Source organism: Kibdelosporangium persicum, assembly GCF_013280595.1.
Classification (GTDB): Bacteria; Actinomycetota; Actinomycetes; order Mycobacteriales; family Pseudonocardiaceae; genus Kibdelosporangium; species Kibdelosporangium persicum.
This window is the reverse complement of sequence record NZ_JAAATY010000039.1, coordinates 56,651-78,480: the sequence shown is the minus strand read 5'-3', so window position 1 is coordinate 78,480 and position 21,830 is coordinate 56,651. Positions and strand designations below refer to the sequence as shown.

The window sequence follows — 21,830 nt, the reverse complement described above, 5'->3', positions numbered from 1 at the left end:
AGGGCGGTACCGAAGTGGATCGCTCGACAACATCGGGAACGACCTCTGCATCAGCTGCAGACGCGCCTCATCCCCATACCTGCGAAAGCTAGGTGGCTGTTGAGGGAGAATCAGCGTATGGCAGAGCCGGCGTCTGTGCAGGACATCCTTAACATTCTTCATCTTGGCGAGGGTTCAGCTGAGGCAGATCTGGCGGCAGAACTCCGTGCCCGATTCGAGCTCGCCGACGACGAAGACCTGGTAGCAGCACTAGAAGATTTGCCGCCCGGTGAAGTCCTTGCTGAACTTACGGCTATCGCTCTTCCAGTGGCCGCGATGGTCTCGGACCTCTACACCTGGCTGGGCGAGCTGGAAGGTGTGAAGGCAACCGGCAACCTTGCCGTGCGCCTCACTGACGATGAGATGAACACGATCAGACTGGATCCGGCCCGCTACAAAGCGTACGAACAGACGGTCGTGGAGACTGTGGTCCAAACACAGTTCGACCCGACGCGGCTACCACAAAACAGCCCGATTTTCGGCTTTCACGACATGCATTGGCCGCCGATGTGCTTGCGCCCCGGCGATCAGGCGACCGTGGCGAAAATTCGGTGTAGAGCGTGTCGACCCGATGTCGCATCGGCGTTCCACAGACTCGAACACTTGCTGCGCACTGCATCGACAGCGCAGCCATCTACGCCAGATTCACCAGTTGAATCCAGGTTCTCGGACGACCAACTCGCGCGGTTCTTGGACGGCTTTCCGAGGTGGGTCGACGAAGTGCTGCAGCGAGAAACGATCGAGAGAGACAGATGCTCATACACCGTTCCTAGTATGGCCAGATACCTTGATCAAGGTTTGCCAGATCTAGCCGCCTGCTTCCAGGCGATCTCGACCAATGAGATCCGTCGTTTCTTTGACTTGCCCTATTGGAAGGCGAGGTGGCAGCTGTTCGAAGTGTGGGTCCTTCAACTGGTGCTCCGAAGCTACGGATCCAAGCATTGGTTGCCGAAACTAAATGGAGCAGAGTGGGATTTGAAGGCCGGTTCCAAGAACCCCGAACCCGTCGCGGTAGCACAGCTTGTCAACGGTCGCGAGTTGCGTTGTTACTACCAACATGAGGCCGTCCCACCTGCGTCCCTGGTAACAGGGGCGAGCGATCGTCCGGAGCTACTCGTCACCGTGGCCGACCATTCGATTTGCGCGACTAAGCCAGGCAGCGAGAACGAGCCGGTATTGCTCACGGTCGAAGCAAAAGCACGCTTCAAATATAAGCTACAAGACATGAAGAGTGACATTCTCGCACTACAGGAGTGGGAGCCCGCACGAATTCTCGGCGCATCTTACTTCCCGGTAACTAAACACAACACACTCCACTCACGGAAAATTGCCACCACCAAGGTCGCCCTAGCTGACGGGCTTAAGCCTGGGACACCCGCAGAGAATGCGACCTTTAAATGGCTTCGCAACATGTGGATTGAATCGGTCGGTGAACGCATCGCGATCGTCTCAGTAGATGTCAGCGGAAGCATGCACACTACCCCCGCGTCCGAAGAACTGACGACAATGACGGGGTTCGTACGAGCCAGCAAGAGACCAGAATGGGCTGACCGGATTACATGCAGTGACCGACTCTACATAACAACATTCGGTTCAAAAAGTCGGAAGCTGCACCCTCTTGATGAGCTGTCACCAGAAGCCGTCGCCGATTCAGGTGTCAAACTAGAGCCCACCCGAGGTAGCGCGTACCTCCGCACAGCCATAGCGGCCTGGATTTCCGCTCTCGACGCAATAGCACCGATCCGCCAGCAATTGGACCTACATCTCGTGACCGATGGGCGCCTTGGCGAGGACGACATGGCGGCAATCCGAGCTTTCGAGAACGCCAACCAGTCCGTCTATGTCCACCTCACTCACCGGAAATTCCACCAGATTGCCCCAGGTCTCGTCGATTACCTAACCTAACGACCTGTAAAATACAACCTCCGAACCCTACATAACGTCCGAAATAACTAAAATAAAAGCCGAAAGCTAGAGACGAACGTCATCACTCCTGAGGCCAGCGGCGAATATTTCCCATTTCTCCGGCGTAAACGCAAGAATTGGACTGGCGGCGCCGAGCTTGGTGTCGCGCACACCGACGATGCCCGGCACGGAACCAACCTCAACGCATCCGTTTTCCCCGCCCTGACTGAAGGTGGCTTTGTGCCAGTTGGTCGCGGCGGCGAGGGCGGTGATGGCGTCCTCGTACCTCATGGTGATCACAGATCCTTTGCTATCTGACGGATGAACGCCGGGGAGTCTTCGGGCTTAATGGCCTGCACGCGCAAGCGGGTCAGGGCGTTGCGGTACCTGGTGATCTCCTCCAACTCCTCGTAGTAGTAGCCCTTGACGAGAGTCTCCACGTAGACGCAACCGGGATAATTCTCCAGCTCCGGCGGTGCAGACAGCAGCGTGAAGGTGCCCTCGGTACCAGTGTGCGCGCCCGCGTCCAGCGGAACGATCTGCACATCAACGTTCGGCCGCTCGGCGAGCGCTGCCAGGTGCTCGAGCTGAGCCTTCGTCACCTCACGACTGCCGACGATGCGCCGCAGAGCGGCCTCATCAATCACTCTCCAGACCCTCGCCGGCTGGTCGCGCTCCAGAACCTCGTGTTGACGAGCCATGCGCAACTCGACCAACGGCCGGATGTCCGTACCAGGAAGATCGACGTAACCAGCTCGGATCACGCCCTCGGCATAGTCCGCGGTCTGAAACAACCCTGGCGGCACCAGCGCGTCCCAGCCCTCAATCTGCGGTGACGAAGACTCCAAACCGAGGAACAGATTGAAGTAGCTGCGGACCGACGGGCCGAAGCTGATCCACCAGTCCTTGCCCTTCTTCGCCATGTCGCGCAAGTCGTGGAAGAACTCGGCCCGCTCGGTCTGGCCGTACAGCTCCAGCAGCTTGTCCAGCTCCAGCGGTTTCGGCAACGAGCGACCCGACTCGATGTGCCCGATGCCCTGCGTACTGCCCTTGATCGCGCGTGCGGCGTCCTCGCGGCTGAGGCCCTTGCGATCGCGCATCCGTCGCATCTCGACGGCGAACCACCACTTGAGCGCAGTCGGGCTCTGCGACGCCACCACTGCGACCTCCTCTCGTCTCAAGCATCGGTCAGTGGTGCTCCGATCTTCATCCGATCGGAGCACTTACATTTTGAGCGCGCTCAGTTGTAGCGTGCTCAATATGATTCTGCTCACCGTCTAGCGTGACGCTACCGATAGTTGAGGCCTTGCCAGGGAGGACCCACCCACACATCCAGGGAGTCGTGATGGCCGAGGACCAGCTCATCACGCAGCACGACCTGTTCGTCGTCTCCGCTAACGACGAGCGGTTTGGCGCCCCGAGCGCTCAGCACGCCCACAACGCGGCGAACGAGTTGCGTCATCGGTTCCCGGGCAGCAACTTCTCCTGGATGCTCTCGCCGGATGCCCCGGCTCCGGCAGAGTTCTGTGGGCGGTACCGGCGCCTGAACGGACTGGCGGAGTCCCAGAGGGTGGCTCATCTGTTCCTGCTGACGCCGGGCTTCGCCGTCACCGAAGCCACTGTGCTCACAGCGTTGTGCGGCGCATCGATTCGCGGCGACCTCTTGGAGATCTTGCCTGGCTTGGCCAACGGGATGCCGTGTTACTCCTGTCTCGCTCTCATCCCAGCTCCAGATGGGCCGACGGCTGAGATTGACCAAGGCACATCGGCGTTGGCCGAACTCGGCCCACGACACACTGAGCCCTGCTGGCCTGAGATCGACGGCGATCCTGGCCCCGATACACCGATCGCTCGCGCAGTTTGGGCTGACATCACCCAGAAGCAATGCGGAGCTGATGATCAATATCCGGTTCCGACGCAGCCGTCGTCTTCCAGCGCGCCTCCGGACAACGACTGGTTCACCCCGGTTGTCACAAGTCCTGCGGGCCTCGACGCCCGCGGCGAAAGTTCGCGCTCTCAGAAAGGAGGAGACGTTTCAGGCACGCAGTGGTACGGCTAGTGAATGCCGCTGTTTCCGTTGCGAGTCAGGCAATCCAGCGCCATCTGATCATCTAGGAGGAAACGTCATGCCAGCAACCACCACTGCACCTACCGTGGACGTTGCCGCGGAGTTCGATCTCGACCTTCGCGTCATCACCGATGTCGACCCAGGGGTAGCCGCACCATGCGCCACTGACGACGGGTGCGATCCCACGTGTGCGTCGTCCTGCACCAGCAACGCTTGAGTTGACCGCTTCTGGTTGGGCTGGGGTCTGCCCAGCCCAACCATTTCCGCAGTTCGAATAGCTGGAGGCAGGATGCGCAGTCCTTCGAGCAGAACGCCGCCGCTGTACCAGCACTGCGGCGTCGGTTTACTCCGTGCCGCAGCGACTCCACTAAATCAACTCCCCGAACGATGGCCCGATCCGTCTGACACAGACGCGTGTCGCGCCTGGCTGAACGAAGTGCGGTCGACCCCAGAGCTCACCGACGCGATCCGCCACGCCAGTCCTGGACTGGCCATGCAGATCGAAACCATGAACGACACCGTTGCCGTCAAGCAAGTCCGACGCACAACGCTGGCCACGATCAGGTACTTGCTTCGCGCCGCAGGACGTCACACTCCGTTCGGCCTGTTTGCTGGCGTCGCCTCAGTCACGGTTGGCACTGGCACAGCTCTGGATTGGGGTACGGAGCACCGAGCATTTGCTCGCGCGGATACCCAGTGGCTCGCCGACGTCATCGATCAGCTGGAGGCTTGCCCTGAACTACTGGAGCGGCTGGATGTGGTATTCACAAACCTCGCTACCGTCCGAGGCAATCGGCTCGAAGCGCCACACGGTCCGAACCGGGTGACTGCTCGGTACACCAGCGCGGTACGCGCAGCATGGTCGGCATCAGCATCGCCTGTCCGGTTTACGGACCTGATCTACAAAGTCGCCGAGTCCTTCCCTTCCGTCGACATCAGCACGATCCGTGCAATGCTTGAATCCCTTGTCCAGCAAAGTTTCCTTATCACTTTCCTGCACGTACCAGTCACGATCACCGATCCGCTCAAGCATCTGGTTGATCGCCTGCAAGAGGTTGACGCGCACACAGTGCCTGCAGCCGCACCGATTCTTGAGGCATTGGAAGCTGTCCAAGCGGATCTGCAGCGCCACAACGATCGGCGCCCCGATCAAGACGAGCAAGGTCATTTGCGCGCGCGTGTGATCCGGCAGATGCGGGTGATCTCGACGGCCGGCCGAACACCTTTGGGCGTGGATCTGTGCCTCCATGCCGACGTTCAGCTACCGGAAACTGTTGCCCGCGAGATGGAGTGGGCAGCCACCGCACTCGTGCGACTGACGCGGCAGCCGACCGGACACGCCCTCTGGCGCGAGTTCTACACCGCTTTCTGCGACCGATACGGCACTGGAACGTTAGTACCGCTGGCTGACGTTGTTGATCCTGATACCGGCCTCGGCCTTCCAGCCACCTATCCGGGAAGCGTCCTGCCGGAGCCGACCGCCACCCTGTCCGACCGCGACGAGAGACTTCTTGCCTTAGGCGCGAACGCAATCGCCAATAACAGCAGGGAGATCATCTTCACCGAAGAAACGATCCAAGCGCTGACCGTCGGCGATCCGGACGCAGAGCGGCGCATTCCACCCCACGTCGAACTGGCCGCCCGCATCCACGCCCCCAGCGCCGAGGCGATCAAGCGCGGTGAGTACACGATCACCGTTGCGCCTGCTCGGTCAGCCGGAACCTTCACGTCGCGCTTCACCACCGTCGTCCGTGGCTGCGGCCTGGAGCAGGTGTACGCAGCCGCACCGACCGCCGTCGCCGGCGCGCTGCCAGTGCAGCTGTCGTTCCCTCCGGTCTACCCGAACGGCGAGAACATCTGTCGCGTCCCGGCGTACCTCCCGCACGTACTCGCCCTCGGGGAACACCGCAGGCACCAAGACGAACAAGCCGTTATCCAACTGGACGATCTCGCAATCACCGCGACTCGAACCGGACTGCGCTTAGTCAGCCTTTCGCGCCAACAGGTGATTGAGCCGCAGGTGTTCCACGCGCTGGCACTGGAGAAGCAGCCGCCACCGTTGGCTCGATTCCTGGCCCATCTGCCCCGTGCCCTGAGCGCTACGTGGCACGAGTTCGACTGGGGACCGGCGGCTCAACACATGCCGTTTCTACCGCGGATTCGCTTCCGCCGAGCCATTCTCAGCCCAGCCCGATGGCGACTTGATGCCGTCGACCTGCCCGCCGACGTACCGCCGAACCATCCGCAGTGGATCAACGCACTTCGACAATGGCAAAGCCGATGGCGCTGTCCGGCTACAGTCGAAGTGCGCGACGCTGATCGGTCACTGCGGCTAACCACGGACGTGCCCGCACACGCCGCAATCCTGCACGCTCACATCAACCGGCACGGTCACGCTGTACTCGTCGAGGTGCCCGAGATAGCCGACTTTGGATGGGCTGGCGGTCACGTCCACGAGATCGCGCTCCCGTTGGTTTCCACACGGCCGCCCGCGCCTTCCCCACCGATCGTCGCTCGGCCGGTGATCACTAACAGCGGGCACGGCCAGCTGCCAGGGTCGGCCGAGACCACTTGGCTATACGCCAAGGTGTACACCCACCCAGAACGAGTCAACGAGATCATCTCCGACTGGATGCCTAGGTTGCTGGCAGATCTTGATTCTCAGACACCATGGTGGTTTGTGCGGTACCGCAGTCCACAAGAGACCGACCACATCCGGCTGCGCCTCCACGCATCAAACCAGGACAGCTACTCGCATTGCCTCGCAGTAGTGGGAAACTGGGCTCAACAGATGCGCCACAAGGGCACCATTGCACGATTGGTGATCGATACCTACCTGCCCGAGGTCGGCAGGTACGGACACGGTGCAGCATTAGATGCGGCCGAAGCCGTCTTCGTCGCCGACTCTGCAGCAGTGGCAGCGCAGCTTCGGCTCCTGTCCCCGAAGGCCATCGATTCCGTCTCGTTGGCGGCGCTGGGCATGGTGGCCACAGTAGAAGGCTTCCTCGGCGGCCGCGACGCCGCAATGGACTGGCTGCGCGCCCGTCCCGCACCAACCGGAACCGCGGTCGACCAGACGCTGTCTCGTCAGGTGACCCGCCTGGCATTGGCCAACGAACTTCGTCCTCTGTCCGGCTGGACCGAGGAGATTGCCTTGGCGTGGAAGGCTCGCGCAGACGCCCTGGCTGTCTACCGCACGCGCCTACCTGACGATGCCGACGCAGTGCTGGAATCGCTCCTGCACATGCACCACAACCGCGCAGCCGGGATCGACCGCGACAACGAGACGCTCTGCCGCCGCTTGGCGCGGCAAGCCGCGTTGGCCTGGCACGCCAGACGCGTCGGAGTCAGCCGGTGACACAGTCCGAAGACGTTGTGCCACCACGTGATCCCGCGCCTGGCTGGGGTCAATCATTGGCAGCCGGAGCTGCGGGCATCGCCCTGCTGCACGTGGAGAACGCCCACGCCGGGACCGGCAGCTGGGAGACCGCCCACCAGTGGATTCGCGCCATGACTCGCGAGCCGGTCAGCGCCACCCCTAGCTCGTCCGGTCTCTACCGAGGAGCACCAGCTGTCGCGTTCACGCTGCACGCGGCCGGACAGTCGGCCTACGCCACCGCGTTGTGCACTCTCGACGAGCACATCGCCGCGATCACACGACACCGCCTGCACAAAGCACATGAACGTATCGACCACGGGCAACTCCCGACGCGGCGAGAGTTCGACTTGATCAGTGGGCTTACCGGCATCGGCGTGGTGCTACTGCACCGCCACGAGCGCACCGACCTGTTGAACGACGTCCTCGCCTACCTTGTGCGCCTCACCGAGCCCGTCAACATCGACGGTGACGTGCTGCCGGGATGGTGGTGCTGTGACACGCCCGGTGGACACGCTGCGGAGTCGTGGCCAGGCGGCTACGCGAACCTCGGGCTGGCACATGGCATCGCCGGCCCGCTCACGCTGATGGCCACTGCTGCACGACGGGGCATCGCTGTAGCGGGCCAAACCGACGCGATGGACCAGATCTGCTCCTGGCTGGAGCGCTGGCGCTGCGGCACTGACCGCACAGCTTGGTGGCCCGGCCTGCTCTCCCGCACAGAGTGGCATGACCGAACTGTTCGACAATCAGGACCGCAACGGCCGTCGTGGTGTTACGGCACTCCAGGTCTTGTGCGAGCTCAACAACTCGCAGCACTCGCGCTCGCCGACCCGTTGCGCCAACGGCGTGCCGAGCAGGCCCTTGCCGGATGCCTGAACGACGACAAGCAGCTTGCTCAACTGCGCGACGCCTCAGTATGTCACGGTTGGGCTGGACTGCTGCAAGCCAGCTGGCGCACCGCGGCCGATGCCGCCGACGGCGAGTTAGCCAGTCGACTGCCGATCCTCCGCGCACGGCTGAGCCGGCACGTTGACGAGCACGGACAACCAGCTGACCCCGGGCTTTTGGAAGGCAGAGCTGGATTGTGCCTGGTCCGACAGGCCGTCGACAACGACGTCACACCCGTCACCCGATGGGATGCCTGCCTGCTTCTCGGCTATTGAAACCCGACCACTGTCGGCCCTACCGAGTAACATCCGCCCCGCCGGTACGGAAGGAAGCAATGAACACCACCACTGACACCTCACCCGAGTCGCTGCGCGCATCGATGGTCGACCACATCCGCAACGTCGGCCACGCCCGCCTCAGCGCAGTGGAACAGGCCATGCGTGACGTTCCCCGTCACCGCTTCGTACCAGCCGCCACGGTCACGGACGCCTACGCGAACATCGCCGTGATCACCAAACGTGCTAGTGACGGCTCCGCACTGAGCTGTGCCTCGGTCCCCACCGTGGTTGCGATGATGCTGGACCAACTCGACGTCCAACCCGGTCACCGCATCCTCGAAATCGGCGCCGGAACCGGCTACAACGCCGCCCTATTGGCGCAACTGACCGGCGCGTCCGGCCACGTCACGACCGTCGACATCGACCCGGAGGTAACCGCTCAAGCCCGCACAGCATTGGACGAGACTGGCTATCCGCAGGTAGAAGTAATCACCCGGGACGGCTCGCTCGGCGCCGAAGAACACGCTCCCTACGACCGCATCATCGTCACTGTCGGGGCGTTCGATCTCCCACCCGCGTGGTGGAACCAGCTCGCGCCGGGCGGCCGCCTCGTGGTGCCTCTGCGCTGGCGAGGCCAAACCCGGAGTGTCGCCTTCGTTCACGACGGCGGCCAGTTGCGGTCCGAGTCGGTCCGACTATGCGGATTTGTGCCCATGATCGGCCAGGAGGACGAACTATCCGGACACATTGACCCGGACGGCCTCGTCACCCTCTACTGGGACGCTGACCAAGATGTCAACGTAGGCGTCCTGCAGGGCGTGCTCAGCCAGCCCAAAACCGCCGTGTGGTCCGGCGTCACCGTTGGTAACACCGAACCCTTCGACGGGGTCTGGCTCCGCATGACCGGTGCCGAACCAGGTACCTGCCGCATCGCAGCCGAGCCTGCCGCCATCGACTCCGGGCTATGCACCCCGGCGATTCCCTCCCGAAGCCCTGCGTTGGTTGAGGGTGACTCATTGGCGTACTTCACCTACCGTCGGCTTGAGCATGAAGGCACTGAGGTCCGATCCGAACTCGGCGCAATAGGTCATGGCCTCTCTGGGCAGCAACTGGCCCAGCGGCTATGCCTCCAAATTGGCGCATGGAGCCGCTCCCGCATCATCATGCCCGTAGTCACTGCCTATCGTGCGGACACGCCGGACACCAAGCTCGGAGGTTCACGCCTCATCAGGAAGCGGTTCAGCCGTCTGACGGTCGCTCCTTGAGGTAGGCGTTGCTTCCCTCAAACGAGACGGCAGGCTGCTGATAGGCAGGCCCCGCCTAAACGTGAAACAACTGCGGAACTTGCTGCTGCTAGACAACTCCAGAGACGACAGCGCTAACGTTGGACAGCAACACAACCCAAAGGAAATACGACACCATCAAGGCGTCGTTTCGGGAACTTGTTCAATGACCGTTTCACCCCGGTAGCACCGAAATGCGGCCGGATAGATTACATTCTCCTGATAGAGGATAACATAGCCGGGAAATGCCGTGAGCTGCCAAGAATCGCCCAGCGCAGCGGCGATGCACTGGAATACCTCATGGACAGGAGCCTCACGCGCCGGGAGTTCGACCTCAAGTACGTCGAAATCCGAGACGTTCCGCTGATAGCGGAAGATGTAGGGAAGCTCACTCGCGAGCGCCCGCAGCACATGGGAAAGCTTTGGGGCGTCCAAAGAAGGCGGTTCTATAACATAGTCCAGATCGATCGGATGCCGGGCATCGAAATGATCCTTCTTAAGCAGGGCCCGGTCGCGCGCCCTTCCAGGGTCTCGATTGCCAAATCCGTTTCGATTCCATTCAGGGACACGATGATCGGAACGCAGGGGCGATGGGATGAGCCCAGATGGGTCACCGTCGAAGTACAAATGAGAGAAGCGGATTTGTTCTAAAGAGAGGAAACGCCGACCAGCGATCTTATTCAGGTGCAGCATCAGTCGCTCTGGGAGAGATCTGGTAGCGGAGCCGATGTATACGACCTCCTCGACGAATCCGTCGACCTGCGACAGCTGGTATATGCCGCTGCCTTCACGCATTCCCTGCAAGACCTCCAGCAGGAGTGGCTGCCGTTCCCTCCTCCCCAACAGGCTGATCACCTGGTTGCCAAGTTCTGCGAGGTCGAAGTAGACCGTGTCGTCAGTGGTCGCCAGAGTGTAACGGGTTATCTCATCAGCGGTTTCGTCTCGAACAAAGGCAGCGTTGCGCGAAAAGGGGTAAAGTTGAATGTTATCTGTACCTCGCTGGTTCGGCATGGGAAGGCCACCAGCTCGCAAACGCTGCATCAGCTCCGGGTAGATAGCCGATATGGTCAGGAACTCCTGGGCGCCGGGTATGCCTTTCCGGACGATGTCGACAAGCACTTCCGTGAAAGAGGTGCAGCGATCAGCTTGTACCGCCAATGGCACTACATGCGCCGCGCTGTCCGAAGCCGTGAGCGTGCAGGCACCAGTGATGTCGGCGGCATTGGCAAAGTGGTTCTTGTCTCCGCTCAACGCCTGGATAGCTTTGCCAGAATAGCAGCAGTCAAGAATGACGATCTTGGACTGAGCAGGACTGTCAAGTACCGCTCGCCGGACATGGCGGTATTCTAGGCCGGTTAGGTCGGGATCCGCGAAATCGGTTTCACCGACAACAAGGCACAGTTCACCGGACTCGGTAAGCGTGCCGTGTCCTACGAAGTAGAGCAACAATGTTGCCGTGGTGTCGGCAGCCAGTCTACGCAACTGCTGGGCAAGCTTGCTCGCCGTCGACGGATTCGCAATAACCGTAACGCGGTCTTCCGGCCAACCACACAAGTTCGGATCTACCAGTATGGCGTGCAAAGCTTTCAGGCTGTTCGCGGCAGCAGGAACGTCGGGAATCGCCACATCCTCATAGCGGGACACTCCTACGAGGACAGCCCGAGACTCGGAGTACTCGATCATGGTTTAGGTTCATCGACGCTTTCGAGAAGTTTCTCGACCAGCGCCGGAGCATCCTTGAGTTTGCCAGCCTCAATCTCGACGCTCAGGTCACCCCGACTTATCTTGATCTTGGTTCTCGGTCGGTTCTGCAGCCAGGTAGTCAATGCGCCTGCGAGCACGGTGCCCAGGCCGCCAGCGCCAACGGCAACTGAGATTATTTCGAACGCACCACCCAGCTGCCCTTCGGTGATGGGGCGGCGCATCTGGCGGACCCCGCCCCGTAACACGCGTTCGTTGCGCAGCCATTCGGCCAAGGAGGCCAGATCGTTGTCCGCATTTGCCGACCGCACAGTCAGTTGAACGTCCATAGTCCCTCCCACCTCGTCCCACGAGTGTGCCAGAGCGGAGTTGCTCGGTGCCCTCGCCCTCCAGTTGCGGCGTAGATGCGCGCGTGCCATGTCTTGGGCTGAGGCAAATATTGCGAACAGCATGGCACCCACGACGACGCTTTACTGCCATTTCGAAGGGTCGCGGCGCGATATCCTACCATGGTCCGTTCAGCTACTACGTGACGCGGCGGCCGAGCTCGTTGACCGCAACGCTCCCTCTGTTTGCGTTTTGAGAAAGCGTGGTGTAGGCCGGTTACCGATAACGACGCCAGCTATTACCTGCCGTGGAGCAGCGTCTTCGACGGGTGAGTAGGAACGTGTCCACATACATTCTTCAAGGGATCGGCTGCCGTGTTGATGATCGCTAATGTCAAGCACAAGAAGTTGACTAAAAGGAACGTTAGATCCTGAGTATTCAGCCGCCTGCGCGAGATATTTATCGAGATTCTCCTGGCTCGCGTTCGTATCTTCCCGTTTCACCTCAGTGCTAAGCACAATTTCGCCGATACGGACACTGACATCGACACGTCCGGTGCTGACGTCACTGACTTCAGTATGCACACGACCAGCGAACTCCCAGGGCGCAGCCAACCAAATGTAGAACTCTTGCTGCAGGTCGGCTTCGATCGGAATTTGATCGCCAGGTTTGATCTTCTTAATAATGTCCTTCATACCAGGGGCTAGCGGCCCACCGCGGTTGTAACGGTCAAGGAGGAAGGTTAGCGTACGTTCCAGCAGCGCAACAACAGCCGCTCGGGCTTCGCCGACAAAGCGCTGATCAAGTTCTAGTTGCCCAATGATTCTCGCCCGCATTGTAGACAACGCTGGGTGCCTGCTTACAGGTGATGCCGCTTCAACAAGCGTGTTCAATGCTGTTAGACCGTCGTCGTTGAGTGTGGCGAGCAGTTGAGCCTGGATTCCAGGTTCTAGACGAAGTAGCGACGGAGCCGTGCGTTGAAGGCGGGCAGGGTCAGACTCCGCATCGTCATCAGCTTCAAGTGCCGAACGACCACTGCAGCCTTCTCGATCCCGAATCGCTGCGAGGAGCGCATCGGCTGCTGCCGGCAGGACGGGTTGTTCTCTTTTACGATCTGCTTGCACGGCCCGTTTTAATTGGTCGAGCAAAGCAGCGTTTTCGGCAATAGCGTTTTCGACAATTGGACTAATCACCGCACCCAAGCCTGTGGTAATACGCGGCATCCGCGGGCGTTCGGCTTCGTAGATACTGCAAAGTTCCGCTACCGCATTCCAGGTATCTAGCCACGTCGCCTCCGCTAGACGGCCAGCAGCGGTCCGGAGGTCGAGGACAAGGCTAAGCCACGCTGTTTCGGCATCGATGCGATTGATACGCCAGTTCGGCATATGCGTATTGAAGTGCCATGCACGCCGCAAGTTGAGCAATCTCTCAAGCTCAACGGCAGAGGCAGCAAGCGTACCTTCGTCCCGGCGAGCGAACGCTACAACCGCTCGACATGCCTCACGATACACCGCAGCATCGTCCCGGTTCTCTTCCAAGGTAGACGCTGCGGCGAATAGAGCAGTCGCAGCGTCGAGCCCTGCCAGCACCTCATTCTCATCGGTGTTGTTCAGGGCGGATCTAAGTGCATCACAGCCCAGTTCGAAAGTTGCATCTGCACCGAGTTCTTCCATTTCGGCGAGCCCATGCAATGTCGTCCTCAGTGGCTGAGTAAGTGCCTCGTCGCCTGACCACGTGTCGAGCGCCGCGCCAAGTAGGCGTGGCAGGACTTCGGCAAAGTCGAGAGGCAAGCCATCCACAGTGCGAGTGAGACGATCCAGTACAAGGTAGGGCGTAGTAACTCCGGAGAGCGCGACTCTCAAGGCCCCTTCCAAGCGAGTCGCTGCCAACTGCGGTTGAGAAGCAACAGATTGGTCGAAATCCCGGAGCATGGCGTCATGCAATCCCGGCCCAACCACGACAGCCACGTCCATCGGGTCGAGCAGCGCGTCGAGTGTGTCGGCTAGTGCGAGCACACTCGTCTGGTTCGCAGTGCTGGCGGCGAACGAGCGGGCGGTACTGCCCCACTGACCGGCTGACTCACCCGACATAGCCCGTACCAAGACACTGGCAGCCAAAGGCGCCAGTGGAGTCCTAGCCAGTTGGGCGAGGTGCTCAGCTACCTGTTCCGAGGGACCAAGTTCTTCCACCTCAGGCACTCGGCCGGCTTCGGCGGCGGAAAGTAGAAGCTGCTGGGTCTCGTTGAGAGTCACCACAAGGCGTCATGTCCCTCCGGCGGCGCCAATATCGATCCTTTGGGCAGCCGTCCCACAGGCAAGGTCATGTCGGCGGTGGTCGTAAGCATCTGGAGTCCAGGGGTTTGAGCAGCGAGGTCCACAAGTTCGTCGACGATCGCATACGCGTCGTCGTCCTGCACCTCCTCCGCACGCAGGCTATCCAACATCAGCAGCCCTGGGTGTGTGGCAATCCCCAGCCGCGCTCCTACGCGAAGGAGGGCAATCACAGTGGCGATGCGTAGCCGCAGCCGCTCACCAGGACTCTGATTGGAGAACCAGTCCGGCTTTGCGCCGCCCTTGCTGATGCGCAGCGCCGCGCGTCGGTCGACCTTGATGTCCTGCACTGAGGCGATGCCGAACCGTTTTGCTATCTCGGCTATCTCAGGTCCGAGCTCGGCAAACAGTCCAACCGAGGCCGCTCTGAGGTCTGCTTCGAGCACATCGGCCAAACTGCTGAGAACACGTTGCTCAGCATCGTTGCCCGATCCGTCCGGCGTTGCTTGCGTGCTGGGCGGCTGGAGCACCTCAAGTGCGCCCTCTGCTCGGGCGATGTCTTGTTCGAGCTTGAAACGTTCCGCCGCAATGGTTGCTTGCTGAGCATCTCGAAGTTCGACTTCGGCGGCTGTAAGTTCGGCAGCCAGCTTTTCAACGATCGAGTTCGCCTCGGACAGTTCGCGTTGCGCCTCTCGCTCTGCTTGACGAGACGCCTCCAGGACGCTGGAAAGTTCGTCGACCAACTCGTCGTCTTCTTCCGAATTGTCGACGCTGATCAACGAAGTGCAGACAGCGCATCGATGGCTGTCCGTCTCCGCCGATCGTCGCTCCTCCGTGACCGGTGTTTCACACCTCGGGCAGGATTGCGGATCGAGTCCGTGGAACAGCCGACGAGCGACTGCAGACTCGCGCAGATTGTTGAGCCTGCGTTCGTCAGCTTGCCGGTTTGTCTTGGCCTGCCGGTGTAGTGCGTCGGCTCCGCGTCGGTCCGCCTCGACATCAGCGAGCCGTAGGGACAACGATGTGACGCGACCTGCGATGTCCATTACTGAGGGCAACGCTTTCGAATCTGCCGCTAGTTTTGCAAGAGCCGATTTCGCCTTATCCAGGCGTTCTTGTTGCTCATCACGTCGAAGCCGGTCGGTATCGGCAGCTGACTTCATCTGTTCCGATTGTTTAGCATCTTCAGCGGCGAGGCGATCACGAGCAGCCTTCACTCGGGTCAACAAGGCGGCGCCCGGAAGGTCAAGGAACACCTCCAAAAGTCGACCAGCCAAGCCGGCATACGCCGTTTCGCCGATTAGAACCTTCTCACCGCCTGCGGGCGGGTAGATGGCCCCGAAGTACGAAGGCCAAGCGTGAGTCTGTACCACCCCAGTCTTCGCGGCGTAGGCCAGGATCGGCTCTAGCCCAAGCCGGTCGAGCATGAACGTCTGAATCTCCACGTCATACTCGGCGTTGGAGCTCGCCCGTGCAATCACACGTGCGTTTACTGGGCTGTGTCCCCGTGCGTCGGCCAACGCCTCGACGCTGTTCGCTTGGAGGATCGCAGCGTCAGCAATCGCGCCTTCACTGAGCCGCATGCGGATGCCATGCGGAACGTCGTTGACTAACACATCGCACTCGATGCCGTCGAGCCAGGCCAGCACATCCTGCTGCAGCGCTTTGGGTGTTCCGCGCAGGCACCAAGTGATCAGCTCCAGCACACTGGTCTTGCCCTTGAGATTGGGCGCCACAGCCATGACAAGCCCGGTCGGGAACTTCAACGTTGTGTCAAATGCGCCGCCTTCAGGGATATCACGCTTCTTGCCCCAAAGTCGGAGCCGTAGCACACGCAGATTGCGCGGCGCTGCCGCAACCGGCGCGGCCGGAACTCCATAGGAGGCGAAGATAGTGTCCACGGTGGCGGCATCGACACCTGACGCGGTTGTCACCCGAGCAGCCAAGCGACCTCTTTTGTTCGCAGACACCTTATTCATCGCCCATCCTTTCCGACGGTCACACCATCAGCTTGCATCGCGGCAATCCGATGCCGAACCCTGGCTGCAATAGGCCGAATCCTCTGATTCCATTCAGTTTCCAGATACTCCTGCTGCTCATATTGGATTGCCTTCAACTGACTGCCGGTCAATCCTTCCGTAACCCGAACGATCAGGCCCACTCGCTGAACATAATAATCTAGTTCTGAAACCTCACCGATCAACTCCCTAGCCACTTGACGGCCACGCTCGGTAAGGTAGTAGTTGTGCTGCTTCGTATGCCCCGCGCTGCCTTCGCGACGTCGATAAACCAAACCTGCACCAGCAAGCACCGATAGCGAGCCGTCCACTGGCTCGTACGCACCGAACCTGTAGCGGAGCATGAGATAGCTACGAATCTCAGGCTCATCCGAGTCCATAATACGTTCGGCTTCCACAAGAAGAGCATAATCTCTGGTCTTCTCGTATAAATCGAGTAACCAGTTCGCGAAGTAGTCAGGGTTTCGCAGCCAAAAATCCAACGCCTGCAACGCCATCTGCGAACGTAGCACGGCGACTGCCCCTCCGGGTACATCGACGCATGCCGACCCCGGCAGATCCTCCGCAGCGCCGTCAATGAGCAGAAGTAGACGCACGGCATCCTGCATCCGGCTTGTCGGCGAGACTACGCTCTCTTGACCTACCCCTTCAGCTGGACTGGACATGCGGAGAGTCTCTATCATCACAAGGAGATCGACCACAGGTCAGCCAATAATTGCGACGAATGAGTGAACGCAGCAGCAGCCAATTACCGATTAACGATGTCCTAGTGTGATCTATTTTCAGACTATGCGATCTACAGCACTACTGCGCGCTAGAATCATCGATAGTCAACCGTCAAGACCGAGATCTCAAAAGTAACAAATTTGCAACTTTATCCTTATCTTTCCGGTCATGCGCTGGGGCTGAAAGGTCAATCGATGGCGAATGCAAGGCGCGTACGTTGACGTAGCCCGCGAGCGCTACCGCCTTCGGCTATGGCCACGTCCATAAAACTCCTCCTGAAGACTAGTTTGTTGCGCACGAGGACGTCGTAGTTTCACCTGCCCCGCAGCTGAACGTGGCTCTGGTTCATCGTGTCGAACGGACTCGCGTCCGGCGATCTGACGGCGCCTTTCGCGGGTAGCTGATGCAGCTTTCCGTAGTAGACCGGCCGCGCCACGTGCGGCGGCGGCCGGTTGTCGTTGGTGGTTCCGTTCACGCCACACCCCGATCTCGACGAGCAGCGCAGCCAGGGCGACGATCAAGGCGGCGAGAGCAACGCCGGTACTGCCGCGTCTTGACAACGCGCCAGCGTGCGCTAGGCGCCGAGCAACCGTCTGCAGTTCGACAGCGATCGGTGCCCAACGGGTCGGTTGGACTCGATGCGGTGTGGCGGCGGCCAGTTGATACGCCTTCACCGCTGCGGTGATAGGGCCAGCATCCGGGCCCTCCAACCCCCGCGCCGTCGTGGTCAGCAGGTCGAGTGTTGCGTGGGTAATCCCGTTCGCAGTGTCGTCATCGGCTGCGCTAGCGGAGCGGAGGATGATCGCCAGGACGTCGCGGGCACGGGTCGCCGTGTCGGTCGCCGCCGTGATCGCTTCAAGACGTTCGGCGTGGCTCGCTGGCAGCGGTCGCGCGACACTTGGCCATTCCACTGCACTCGCCCACCGCTGGATCAGTTTGGGCGCGGACAGATCACGGGCGAGGCTGCTGCCGCTGAACCAGATCTGCTCGTCGGACGATTTGCTCCTGTCGCCCATCTGCGCCACCCGGTAGCCAACCAGCTCGCCATCGGCATCCCATCGCGGCTCGATGGATACCGACATCTGCTGGCCCAGTAGGTCGACGAACTCCTTCGCCGAGGTTGCCTCAAGGGCCGCAGCGCGGACGACTTCGCGTAGATACTCCCGGCTCGGTCGCTTCCATCCCAAGCGGGCCGCTTTCTCGGTTTCGGCGCGTGTCGGCCGGAGCGGCGCGGTCTTGTTGGCTGGCGAGGTTGGTGTCAGGTTGAGGCGTTGCTCCACCTCCATGCACCACTGCCGCCAGCGTGGCCAGTCCCGGTAGGTGTCGGCAATCGTGCCGTCGCCGCAGACCAAGTTCAGGGCGAGGTGAACGTGGTCGTTGCCGTCCTTGCTCGGGCCGTGGTGCACAGCGACCCATCGGCACCCGGCGCGGCCTTCGCTGTCGGGACCGAAGCCCATGCGGTCGATTGCTTCCTCGACAAGTTCGCGCCACCGAACATCGCCGAGGACTCCGTCTTGGCGAGGAACCGACAGCACCACGTGGTAGACGTGGCCTCCTGCCAGTTGCACGTCGTGGCCGGTCATCGGCGCATCGACCTCACGGGCAAGGCGAGGCAGCCAGCCGCGGTAGCGATTGGCGAAGGCACCGCCGGCTAGCCACTCCGGATCCCAAGCGGCGACGAGATGCTGGTCGCGGTGCTCGTTGGCCTTGCCGGGACCGAACAGGTACCTCAACAGGCCGTAGGTGTCTGAGCCGTACTTGCCCTTGGCCGGAGCCTTCGCGATCACGACGTCGGTTCGCGTGACCGGTCAGACGGATCGATCGCGGTGAGGATCTGCCGGTGCTGCTCCAGGGTCGCCGTGAAGTAGGCCAGTACGGAGGTCAGTGCTTCTGGTGGTTCGCCGGTCGTGTTGAACGACGCCGCCATTTGGTTGATGTTGGTTCCAATACGGACCAGCCGTGTCTCGACGGTGTCGAGGCGTTCGGCCCACCAGCGTTGCTCACGTTGGCTCCAGCCGTCGGCGGATTCGCGTAGCGCAGACTCAATGAGGTAGCGCGGCACTGAGAGGCCTGCCTGTGCGGACTGGACGATCAGGCGAGCGTAGGTCGTCGTGGTGGTGCGGACGTGAATGCTGATAGGTGAGCCACCCTCGACGCGGCGTTGGCGCCGCACTTTGTTGTGTGCCATCAGTTCCCCCATGTGGTGTTCGGCGTGCCCCTGCACGCCTCCGTTGTCCGCCATGGCATCCAGCCGTGGCAGGGGTCCGGTAACCGGATCCCTAACTTGCTGACCGTGGCCGGGCTTCCCGTTCGTCGCGCGAAAGCGAGGATGGGAGCGGCTTTGTTCGCGCCGCTCGCTTGCCGAGTCGACGATGTTCAGCGTTAGTCCGTTGCGGACAGTGCGCGGATCAGTGACTCGGTGAGGACCTTGTACCGGCCGCCAAACTTGACCACCTTGGCGGGAAATTCCCCGCGTGCCACCAACTCGTAAGCGTGGCTACGACTCAGCCCGAACGCCGCGCCCGCGGTCGGTACGTCGACGGCCGGTGGCCATGTCGCTTTGATCTCTGCCAAGGTTGGCGGTGCGCTTCTACTCTGCATCGTGCTCACCCTCGCGCTGCTCTAACTCGATGAGGCGAGCCAGGAAGCTGTGGTACGCAGTGATGTTGCGACCGCGGGGCGGACGATCGCCCACTTCCCACCGATGCACTGTTGACGCCGTGACCTCACAGTCCTGAGCTACCAACGCTTGGCTGAGCCCAGCAGCGACACGAAGCTGACGTGCCCTCCCGGTCCTGATCCATGTCTGAAGCTCTGCGGAGCGGTCCGCCAGAGTCTGTCCCCCGATTTGCATACCCCCCATGGTAAGCTGCGTGGGCATTGCCTGACCATCGCCAAGGAATACGGTGTGTCGTGTCCGTTCAGCTACTCAGGATGAGGGGGTGCGTATCGTTCTGCCGTGCCTCGCCTGCCGAAGAACTTCCAGATCGACTGGGTGTCCGTTGAGGAACTGACGCCCGGGGGATACGTGTCCACCGGCCCTGACACCGCCGTACCGACGCGCTTTCAAGCCAACTTCGCGCTCAGCGAGCCGGAGTCATCGGTGAAGATCGAAGTAGTCGTCGGTGCGGACCTTCGTCCGCTCGTGCTTGAGGTGGCCGTTCGCGGGAAGGCGACGACGCCGATCACGACATCCGTGATGAGGCACGTGCTTGTCGACCAACTTCTGCGGGCTGCCATGGACAAAGCCACGGTCCCGTCATCTGTACGAGACGAGTGGCTTGCCACCCTCCCGCCTGGCGTTCAGCCGATGGACCGCAGTCAGGCCGACCCGGTACCTAGTGCGGACCAGCGTCTTCGCAGCCAAGCCGATGAGGATGCGCGACGAGCGGCACAGATCTACTCAGAGGCCGTAGCCGCGGGAAACAGGGCTCCCGGCCTGGCCGTGGCAACTGCCATGAAACGGTCCCGTACGCAGGTGTCCCGGTACATCCGCAGGGCTCGTGACATGGGTCTACTGCCTCCCTTGGGCTCTTCTGAGGGGGCCTGACTATCGAAGGAGTACCACGTCAGTGGGGGATCCGATCAAGAAGATCGAGTTGAAGGACGGTACGACCAGGTACCGGTTCGTCATCGACATCGGGCGTGACCCGGCGTCGGGGCGACGCAAGCAGCTGACCAAGACCTACGACACCAAGAAGGAGGCTCGCGCCGAGTACGCCAAGATCAAGCACCAGACCGACGAGGGGACATTCGTCGGACCGGTCAAGATCACCATGTCGGAATGGCTCGATACGTGGCTCAAGTCGGCCACCATCGACGTCGAGAAGGCTACTGCATCCAACTACGCCGACGCGCTCCTGCCGGTACGCAAGCAGCTCGGCGATCGGCGACTTCAGCAGGTCACCGAAGAGGACATCGACGACCTGGTGGACTGGATGCTCACCTCAGGCCGCAGGCGTGGTGGAAAGCCAGGAACCGGACTCAGCGTGAGATCGGTGAAGCTGACGCTGGGCAGGCTTAGGTCGGCGTTGAACGTGGCCGTGCGGCGGAAGTTGGTCGTACGGAACGTCGCGCAGTACACCCAGATACCTCGCGAAGCCCGCCGGCAGGCCGCAGCAGCGGCGGCTGAGCGCAAACCCTGGGGTGAGACGGAGGTGAGACACTTCCTCGCCGCGATACGAGATTGCCGGCTGTACGCGCCGGTGCTGCTGTCGCTGATCGGAATGCGACCGGCCGAGGTCTGCGGGCTTCGCTGGTCGGCCGTCGACCTTGAAGCAGGGACTCTGTCAGTGGAGCTGACCCGGACCCTTGTAGACGGTGAGGTCGAGGAGAAGGGGCCGAAGTCAGAGAAGGGCAAGCGGAAGCTGCCGTTGCCCAAGCCTCTCCACGCGGCTCTGAAGACGTTCAAAGCCAAGCAGACGGCCGAAGCGATCCACGCTGGTGAGGTGTACGAGCGGTCCGGTTTCGTGATGGTCGACGAGCTGGGAGCGCCTTGGAAGACGGACAAGTTCCGGCGGGCGATCTACAAGCTGATGGCCCAGGCGAACGTCCGCAAAGTCCGGCCCTACGACGCCCGACACGCGTGCCTGACCTACCTCGCCACCTCGGGCGTCCCCGACGTCGTGGTGAGCGCCTGGGCCGGTCACGCTGACCTGAGTTTCACCAAGCGTGTCTACATCCATCCCGACGTCGAGCACCTCAGAGAGGCAGCAGACCAGCTCGACGAGTTGCTCGGCTGAAGAAGCAGTACAAGCGTTCGTGTGAAAATGTGAGACGACGTGCCCGGAAACGTGATCAGGGCCTTGTCTCACCGTAGTGATCCAAGGCCCTGACCTGGGCTTTCGCCCTACTTCGACCGTCGGGACGACAGGATTTGAACCTGCGACCCCTTGACCCCCAGTCAAGTGCGCTACCAAACTGCGCCACGTCCCGGCCGCATCCGGTT

General features: G+C 61.3%; 19 protein-coding genes and 1 tRNA gene. 8 read left to right on the top strand and 12 right to left on the bottom strand.

All coding sequences use genetic code 11. From position 1 onward, the window contains the following. Positions 1–117 precede the first annotated feature (117 nt). Positions 118–1,944 carry a vWA domain-containing protein gene (locus GC106_RS41165; RefSeq protein ID WP_173141606.1) on the top strand — a complete coding sequence of 609 codons (1,827 nt, stop codon included), beginning with the start codon at positions 118–120 and terminating at the stop codon, positions 1,942–1,944. Between the two features lie 66 nt (positions 1,945–2,010). Here GC106_RS41165 and GC106_RS41160 read toward each other — a convergent pair whose 3' ends face one another. Then, a complete protein-coding gene (locus tag GC106_RS41160) occupies positions 2,011–2,235 on the bottom strand; it encodes a DUF397 domain-containing protein (RefSeq protein ID WP_173141605.1) in 225 nt (74 codons plus the stop codon). Positions 2,236–2,240: 5 nt separating this feature from the next. After that, complete coding sequence (locus GC106_RS41155) at positions 2,241–3,104, bottom strand: helix-turn-helix domain-containing protein (RefSeq protein ID WP_173141604.1); 864 nt, start codon at positions 3,102–3,104, stop codon at positions 2,241–2,243. A gap of 185 nt (positions 3,105–3,289) precedes the next feature. Here GC106_RS41155 and GC106_RS41150 point away from each other — a divergent pair, with 185 nt between their 5' ends. From GC106_RS41150 to fxlM, 5 genes are all read left to right on the top strand, one after another. Then, positions 3,290–4,003 (top strand): hypothetical protein, encoded by a 714-nt coding sequence (locus GC106_RS41150; protein ID WP_173141603.1) that lies wholly within the window; start codon positions 3,290–3,292, stop codon positions 4,001–4,003. Positions 4,004–4,070: 67 nt separating this feature from the next. Then, on the top strand, positions 4,071–4,229 hold the full coding sequence (locus GC106_RS49825) for an FxLD family lanthipeptide (RefSeq protein WP_173141602.1): 159 nt from the start codon (positions 4,071–4,073) through the stop codon (positions 4,227–4,229). A gap of 72 nt (positions 4,230–4,301) precedes the next feature. After that, positions 4,302–7,370 (top strand): lantibiotic dehydratase, encoded by a 3,069-nt coding sequence (locus tag GC106_RS41140; protein ID WP_173141601.1) that lies wholly within the window; start codon positions 4,302–4,304, stop codon positions 7,368–7,370. After that, positions 7,367–8,554 carry a lanthionine synthetase C family protein gene (locus GC106_RS41135; RefSeq protein ID WP_312873284.1) on the top strand — a complete coding sequence of 396 codons (1,188 nt, stop codon included), beginning with the start codon at positions 7,367–7,369 and terminating at the stop codon, positions 8,552–8,554. Before GC106_RS41140 ends, GC106_RS41135 begins: the two co-directional genes overlap by 4 nt. A gap of 59 nt (positions 8,555–8,613) precedes the next feature. After that, entirely contained in the window at positions 8,614–9,822 is a 1,209-nt protein-coding gene (gene fxlM / locus GC106_RS41130; RefSeq protein ID WP_173141600.1) for a methyltransferase, FxLD system, read from the top strand. 156 nt (positions 9,823–9,978) lie between these two features. Here fxlM and GC106_RS41125 read toward each other — a convergent pair whose 3' ends face one another. The 9 genes from GC106_RS41125 to GC106_RS49820 all read right to left on the bottom strand — a co-directional run bounded on the left by GC106_RS41125 (position 9,979) and on the right by GC106_RS49820 (position 19,736). Beyond that, positions 9,979–11,523, bottom strand: a complete 1,545-nt coding sequence (locus tag GC106_RS41125; RefSeq protein WP_246367980.1) for a caspase, EACC1-associated type — start codon at positions 11,521–11,523, stop codon at positions 9,979–9,981. Further along, positions 11,520–11,870 carry an effector-associated constant component EACC1 gene (locus GC106_RS41120; RefSeq protein ID WP_173141598.1) on the bottom strand — a complete coding sequence of 117 codons (351 nt, stop codon included), beginning with the start codon at positions 11,868–11,870 and terminating at the stop codon, positions 11,520–11,522. Before GC106_RS41120 ends, GC106_RS41125 begins: the two co-directional genes overlap by 4 nt. 189 nt (positions 11,871–12,059) lie before the next feature. Then, a complete protein-coding gene (locus GC106_RS41115; RefSeq protein WP_173141597.1) occupies positions 12,060–14,066 on the bottom strand; it encodes a hypothetical protein in 2,007 nt (668 codons plus the stop codon). 50 nt (positions 14,067–14,116) lie between these two features. Beyond that, positions 14,117–16,072, bottom strand: coding sequence for a hypothetical protein (locus tag GC106_RS41110; RefSeq protein ID WP_173141596.1), 1,956 nt, complete (start codon positions 16,070–16,072; stop codon positions 14,117–14,119). Positions 16,073–16,113: 41 nt separating this feature from the next. Next, complete coding sequence (locus tag GC106_RS41105) at positions 16,114–16,821, bottom strand: hypothetical protein (protein ID WP_173141595.1); 708 nt, start codon at positions 16,819–16,821, stop codon at positions 16,114–16,116. A gap of 297 nt (positions 16,822–17,118) precedes the next feature. Next, the gene (locus GC106_RS41100) at positions 17,119–18,669 is read right to left on the bottom strand and encodes a relaxase/mobilization nuclease domain-containing protein (RefSeq protein WP_173141594.1); all 1,551 of its coding nucleotides are present in this window, start codon (positions 18,667–18,669) and stop codon (positions 17,119–17,121) included. Beyond that, a complete protein-coding gene (locus tag GC106_RS41095; RefSeq protein WP_173141593.1) occupies positions 18,666–19,124 on the bottom strand; it encodes a plasmid mobilization protein in 459 nt (152 codons plus the stop codon). Before GC106_RS41095 ends, GC106_RS41100 begins: the two co-directional genes overlap by 4 nt. 140 nt (positions 19,125–19,264) lie before the next feature. Continuing rightward, a complete protein-coding gene (locus tag GC106_RS41090; protein WP_173141592.1) occupies positions 19,265–19,483 on the bottom strand; it encodes a helix-turn-helix transcriptional regulator in 219 nt (72 codons plus the stop codon). Next, positions 19,473–19,736: a helix-turn-helix domain-containing protein gene (locus GC106_RS49820; protein ID WP_173141591.1), complete on the bottom strand. Its 264-nt coding sequence runs from the start codon at positions 19,734–19,736 to the stop codon at positions 19,473–19,475. The genes GC106_RS41090 and GC106_RS49820 overlap by 11 nt, the downstream gene beginning before the upstream one ends. Before the next feature lie 105 nt (positions 19,737–19,841). Here GC106_RS49820 and GC106_RS41080 point away from each other — a divergent pair, with 105 nt between their 5' ends. After that, positions 19,842–20,432, top strand: coding sequence for a hypothetical protein (locus GC106_RS41080; protein WP_173141590.1), 591 nt, complete (start codon positions 19,842–19,844; stop codon positions 20,430–20,432). A gap of 22 nt (positions 20,433–20,454) precedes the next feature. Next, positions 20,455–21,624 carry a site-specific integrase gene (locus tag GC106_RS41075; protein WP_173141589.1) on the top strand — a complete coding sequence of 390 codons (1,170 nt, stop codon included), beginning with the start codon at positions 20,455–20,457 and terminating at the stop codon, positions 21,622–21,624. Between the two features lie 119 nt (positions 21,625–21,743). Here GC106_RS41075 and GC106_RS41070 read toward each other — a convergent pair. After that, a tRNA-Pro gene (locus tag GC106_RS41070) sits at positions 21,744–21,817 on the bottom strand. Between the last annotated feature and the right edge of the window lie 13 nt (positions 21,818–21,830).

Excerpts from the sequence above, each read along its gene's own strand:
- GC106_RS41165 (WP_173141606.1), top strand. The coding sequence starts at position 118 with ATGGCAGAGCCGGCGTCTGTGCAGGACATCCTTAACATTCTTCATCTT.
- GC106_RS41160 (WP_173141605.1), bottom strand. The coding sequence starts at position 2,235 with ATGAGGTACGAGGACGCCATCACCGCCCTCGCCGCCGCGACCAACTGG.
- GC106_RS41150 (WP_173141603.1), top strand. The coding sequence starts at position 3,290 with ATGGCCGAGGACCAGCTCATCACGCAGCACGACCTGTTCGTCGTCTCC.
- GC106_RS49825 (WP_173141602.1), top strand. The coding sequence starts at position 4,071 with ATGCCAGCAACCACCACTGCACCTACCGTGGACGTTGCCGCGGAGTTC.
- GC106_RS41140 (WP_173141601.1), top strand. The coding sequence starts at position 4,302 with ATGCGCAGTCCTTCGAGCAGAACGCCGCCGCTGTACCAGCACTGCGGC.
- fxlM (WP_173141600.1), top strand. The coding sequence starts at position 8,614 with ATGAACACCACCACTGACACCTCACCCGAGTCGCTGCGCGCATCGATG.
- GC106_RS41125 (WP_246367980.1), bottom strand. The coding sequence starts at position 11,523 with ATGATCGAGTACTCCGAGTCTCGGGCTGTCCTCGTAGGAGTGTCCCGC.
- GC106_RS41120 (WP_173141598.1), bottom strand. The coding sequence starts at position 11,870 with ATGGACGTTCAACTGACTGTGCGGTCGGCAAATGCGGACAACGATCTG.
- GC106_RS41105 (WP_173141595.1), bottom strand. The coding sequence starts at position 16,821 with ATGTCCAGTCCAGCTGAAGGGGTAGGTCAAGAGAGCGTAGTCTCGCCG.
- GC106_RS41095 (WP_173141593.1), bottom strand. The coding sequence starts at position 19,124 with ATGGCGGACAACGGAGGCGTGCAGGGGCACGCCGAACACCACATGGGG.
- GC106_RS41090 (WP_173141592.1), bottom strand. The coding sequence starts at position 19,483 with ATGCAGAGTAGAAGCGCACCGCCAACCTTGGCAGAGATCAAAGCGACA.
- GC106_RS49820 (WP_173141591.1), bottom strand. The coding sequence starts at position 19,736 with ATGCAAATCGGGGGACAGACTCTGGCGGACCGCTCCGCAGAGCTTCAG.